The 4,765-nt window shown below is 38.7% G+C and carries 5 protein-coding genes and 2 pseudogenes (1 of these 7 cut by a window edge); 5 read left to right on the top strand and 2 right to left on the bottom strand.

What is annotated here, in order from left to right; genetic code table 11:
* From mnmA to L652_RS0110080, 5 genes and pseudogenes are all read left to right on the top strand, one after another.
* Nucleotides 1-105: pseudogene (gene mnmA, locus L652_RS01000000123640) on the top strand (tRNA 2-thiouridine(34) synthase MnmA) (it extends 994 nt beyond the left edge of the window).
* Nucleotides 105-707 carry a high frequency lysogenization protein HflD gene (gene hflD / locus L652_RS0110095; protein WP_024594681.1) on the top strand — a complete coding sequence of 201 codons (603 nt, stop codon included), beginning with the start codon at nucleotides 105-107 and terminating at the stop codon, nucleotides 705-707. Before mnmA ends, hflD begins: the two are co-directional and overlap by 1 nt.
* A gap of 31 nt (nucleotides 708-738) precedes the next feature.
* Nucleotides 739-2,109, top strand: coding sequence for an adenylosuccinate lyase (gene purB, locus L652_RS0110090; protein WP_024594682.1), 1,371 nt, complete (start codon nucleotides 739-741; stop codon nucleotides 2,107-2,109).
* Between the two features lie 88 nt (nucleotides 2,110-2,197).
* Entirely contained in the window at nucleotides 2,198-3,355 is a 1,158-nt protein-coding gene (locus L652_RS0110085) for a cupin domain-containing protein (protein ID WP_024594683.1), read from the top strand.
* A 154-nt stretch (nucleotides 3,356-3,509) separates the two neighbouring features.
* Nucleotides 3,510-3,968: a GNAT family N-acetyltransferase gene (locus L652_RS0110080; protein ID WP_024594684.1), complete on the top strand. Its 459-nt coding sequence runs from the start codon at nucleotides 3,510-3,512 to the stop codon at nucleotides 3,966-3,968.
* Nucleotides 3,969-4,030: 62 nt separating this feature from the next.
* On the opposite strand, the gene L652_RS0110075 is transcribed toward L652_RS0110080, so the two are convergent.
* Both L652_RS0110075 and L652_RS1000000125420 read right to left on the bottom strand, forming a co-directional pair.
* Nucleotides 4,031-4,477, bottom strand: a complete 447-nt coding sequence (locus L652_RS0110075; protein WP_024594685.1) for a DUF4826 family protein — start codon at nucleotides 4,475-4,477, stop codon at nucleotides 4,031-4,033.
* Nucleotides 4,478-4,594: 117 nt separating this feature from the next.
* A pseudogene (locus L652_RS1000000125420) lies at nucleotides 4,595-4,765 on the bottom strand (peptidase M28); the annotation flags it as partial.

Raw genomic sequence — 4,765 nt, 5'->3', positions numbered from 1 at the left:
TTATTCGACGAACCACAAAAAGCAGTTACGCCAGGTCAATCTGCTGTATTTTATGCAGAAGATGTGTGTTTAGGTGGTGGTATTATTGACTCGGTGATTAAGTAATGAATGAATACCAAGTCATGGCGCTTGCCGCCATGTGCCAGGTTGCTAAACAAGTTCAAAAAATTGCTCAATACGGCAGCAACAACGAACACGATTTAGAAATCTTACTTTCAAGTATTATTCAAACATCTCCTGAATCCCCAGAGGACGTTTATCAAGGTACAGATAACCTGCGTGATGGCTATAAAACATTAATGGCGCAGCTTACTGCAGGCGCTCAAAAAGATGTTGAAATAGTAAAGTACGTAGGTGGTTTAATGCAGCTTGAGCGTGCACTCAATGCAAACGACAAGAGCTTAAACGAATTAGGCAAACGAATTGATGATATTCATCGTCGTTTAGATCATTTTGCTATTACCGACGAGAGCGTTGTTGCCGGTTTAGCAGATATATACTCGTCGGTGCTGAGCCCCCTTGGGCACCGAATACAGGTTTATGGTAAACCCGAGTTATTAAAACAGCAGCTCACTCAAAATAAAATCCGTGCCCTATTACTAGCCGGTGTTAGAAGTGCAGTATTATGGCGACAAATGGGCGGTAAACGCCGTCACTTTTTCTTTTCAAAAAGAAAAATACTCGCCATTGCTAAAACAAAAATTTAACTATCGTTCAAACTAAAATTTAGGAGTTATTATGGAGCTTTCAGCGTTAACGGCTATCTCTCCGGTGGATGGTCGCTACGGCAGCAAAACCACTGAACTACGCAGTATTTTCAGCGAATTTGGCTTAATTAAATACCGCGTAATTGTTGAAGTGCGTTGGTTGCAAGCGTTAGCTGCAGCAAGCGATATAAAAGAAGTACCTGCATTTAGCGAACAAGCAAATGCACTACTTAACGCTATTGTAGATAACTTCAGTGAAGCTGATGCACAGCGCGTTAAAGATATTGAACGCACTACAAACCACGATGTTAAAGCGGTTGAATACTTATTAAAAGAAAAAGTAGCCGATAACAGTGAGCTTCATGCAATCAATGAATTTATTCACTTTGCTTGTACTTCAGAAGATATTAACAATCTATCTCATGGTTTAATGCTTAGCGAAGCACGTAACAAGGTTTTACTCCCTTATTGCGATGAACTTTTAAGCGCAATTAAAGAAAAAGCGATTGAGTACAAAGCAATCCCAATGATGACTCGTACGCACGGGCAACCAGCTACACCATCAACGATGGGTAAAGAGTTTGCTAACGTATACATGCGTTTAAAGCGTCAACGCGGGCAAATTGCACAAGTAGAGATGCTAGGTAAAGTTAACGGTGCTGTAGGTAACTACAACGCACACCTTAGCGCATACCCAGATTACGACTGGCACACACATGCAGATAAATTTGTATCAAGTTTAGGCTTAACACTAAACCCATTTACTACACAAATTGAACCGCATGACTATATTGCAGAGTTGTTTGACGCAATTGCACGTTTTAACACTATATTGTTAGATTTTGACCGTGACATGTGGGGTTACATTGCCCTTAATCACTTTAAGCAAAAAACAATTGCAGGCGAAATTGGCTCATCAACAATGCCACATAAAGTTAACCCAATTGATTTTGAAAACTCAGAAGGTAACTTAGGTTTAGCAAACGCTATTTTTGCTCATCTTGCACAAAAATTACCCGTTTCTCGCTGGCAGCGTGACCTTACTGATTCAACCGTATTACGTAACCTAGGTGTAGGTATGGGTTATGCAATTATTGCATACCAATCAACACTTAAAGGTGTAAGTAAGCTTGAAGTAAACGAGCAACGTTTAGCTGACGAGCTTGATCAAAACTGGGAATTACTAGCCGAGCCGATTCAAACGGTTATGCGTAAATATGGCATTGAAAAACCATACGAAAAACTTAAAGATTTAACACGCGGCAAACGTGTAAATCAAGAAATAATGGCTGACTTCATCGATGGTTTAGACCTTCCAGAGCACGCTAAAGTAGAAATGAAAAAACTAACACCTGCTAATTACATTGGTCGTGCTGTTGAGTTTATTGATGATTTAGTTTAAAAACTAAATTGCTCTTTTAAAAAGCGAAAGGATCATCCTTTCGCTTTTTTTGTTTTAACCCCATTGCACTAACTAGTAGGCATAATGTATGTATCAATTAAAAATAAATAATTTGTCTGAGCAAGAGTTTTTAAGCCATTTTTGGCAAAAAAAGCCGCTTTTAATCAAACAAGGTTTTGCTAATTTTCAAGACCCGCTTGATGCTAATGAACTTGCCGGCCTCGCAATGGAAGAAAGCATAGAGTCACGTATTATCACCAATCATAAAAATGACTGGCAAACGCACCAAGGTCCATTTGAAGACTTTGAGCAGTTAACAGACGAAAATGCCACCTTATTAGTGCAAGCTGTTGATCATTGGCATCCTGAAGCTGCACAACTACTAGAGCCATTTAGGTTTATTCCAAACTGGCGCATAGATGATTTAATGATTAGCTATTCAACGCCTAATGGTGGTGTTGGCCCACATTTAGACCAATATGACGTATTTATTATTCAAGGCGAAGGTAAACGTCATTGGCGCGTAGGCCTGCCCGATCCAACACTTAAGCAGTTTGCTCAAAACAAAAAATTACTGCAAGTAGAAGCATTTGAAGCCGTAATCGATTGCATATTAGAGCCTGGCGATATTTTATATATTCCACCAGGGTGCCCTCACGAAGGTTACGCTGTAGAAAATGCACTAAATTATTCAGTTGGTTTTAGGGCGCCAAACCAACAAGATTTATTGTCGAGCTTTGCCGATCATATTATTGATACCGAAAGCGGCCAAAAACGTTATACCGATCACAACATCACATTAAGAAAATCAAAGGGTGAACTTACAAACCTTGAAGTTGATAAAGTTAAAACATTGATGGCGGCACTTTTAGAAAATGACGATTTATTTAAACAATGGCTAGGCTCAACGCTTAGTCAGCCCAAACATGAAATGGATTTAGCGCCAGTAGAGCCTCCATTTACGTCAGAGCAAATAAGCGATGATTTAAATAATGAAGAAGCTGTGTTTGAGCGTTTAGGTGGCACACGCGCTATTTATCAGCAACTCGATACAGAAGTTTTACTAAGTGTAAATGGCGAAAATTACGCTATGCCGTTAACCGACTTAGCGGCGGTTAAACTACTTACCGATCATACTGAGTTTGAAAGTTCAGCATTAAATTTAACAAAGCCAAGTTTAGTTTTTACTCAAACTTTTACTACACTTGTTAATGAGGGGATCTGGTTTAATATAGACCACGAGTAATAATACCAATTATATTAATAATGATGAGCATTTTACAGCGTAAGATATTATGTATACAGGTCAGTTAAAATTTTTAATTTTCATCTGATATTGGCTTAAATAATTTTGCTGTGATTGCTTACTCATTCTAATTTGGTATCAATAGGAGTTTGCAATGGGCTATCTGGTTGATAAGGTTGAATGGGATATAAAAAAAGATATGCTACAAAAAATTCGAGAGCGAGTTTTTGTTTACGAGTTACATATCCCCAAGCATATCGAATTTGATAGCCTAGATAAAATTGCATTACATGTACTTGTTACAGACGATGCAAACTGCCCAATAGCAACAGGTAGATTATGTAAAGATGGCTTAATCGGCAGAATAGCTGTATTACCTGAGCACCGTAATCGCAAAGTATATAAATCGCTTCTCAACTTTATTGTAGAATTAGCGTCAAACCAAGGTATTGAAGAAGTAAGCATTAATTGTATTTTAAATGAAGTAGAGCGTTTTAAGCGCAATGGCTTTATTCAGCAAGGGAATGTATTTATGGAGGCGGGAATTCCTAGGCAACGTATGCAATGCCCTGTTTCGGCGTTTAATACTACTCCCTTCACACTTGTCCATTAGATAAAGAGAAGGGCGATAAATAAGCTATCACCCTCTACTTTTTTACTTAACCCAAACCGTCGTTACTTTGCCTCATTTGCCCACAGCGGCTCATTATCATACATTTCGTACAAGCCATGGGCTCTATTGATAAGTAAGTTAGCAAAGTCTACCTGTGTTTTATCACGCGCGCCTGTACTCATAATCTGATCCGCTTTTAATTGCCACTGCAAAGAAAAGTAACGCATTGCATCACGAGCATCTGTAGCTGCACTTACTTCAGCATGATCTGTAGGTAACCGCCCTGTTACTACCCAATATGTTTTACCGTTCTGTGCTTTAAATTTCCACATTGCACAAAGTGGTGCTAAAAATCGACTGTCTTTATCAACTACTGATTTTGGCATAATGCCCTTTTCGGCTAAATGCTTTTGCGCTGTTTGAAAACATTCGCGTTGCCACTGCATTCTTTGCTCATCAGTTATAACTTGTTCTTTTGCTGTTAACGGCTTTTTTTCTTGTTGCTGCATTTTTATTAACCTTTTACTTCTTTTTTAACACTCTAAGGGCTTAGTAAATAAGGTGCAAGTATAAAACGGTCATTTGCACCTTAAAGCGCTCTGTTTGCTGTGTTTTTAGCCAAACTATTATTTTATATTGTGATCAAACGAACCCACATCACCCGGAAATACTACTGGCGACTCAACACCGTCTTTACTAACAGAGGCTACACCAAAGTAATAATTATCAATCACTACGTTTTTAAGTGTGTACTGTGAAACCCTACCAACGTATTTACTAAACTGCCATTGCGGCTC

This window comes from Pseudoalteromonas sp. TB25 (assembly GCF_000497995.1).
Taxonomy (GTDB): Bacteria; Pseudomonadota; Gammaproteobacteria; order Enterobacterales; family Alteromonadaceae; genus Pseudoalteromonas; species Pseudoalteromonas distincta.
This window is presented reverse-complemented; position numbering and strand designations above follow the sequence as displayed.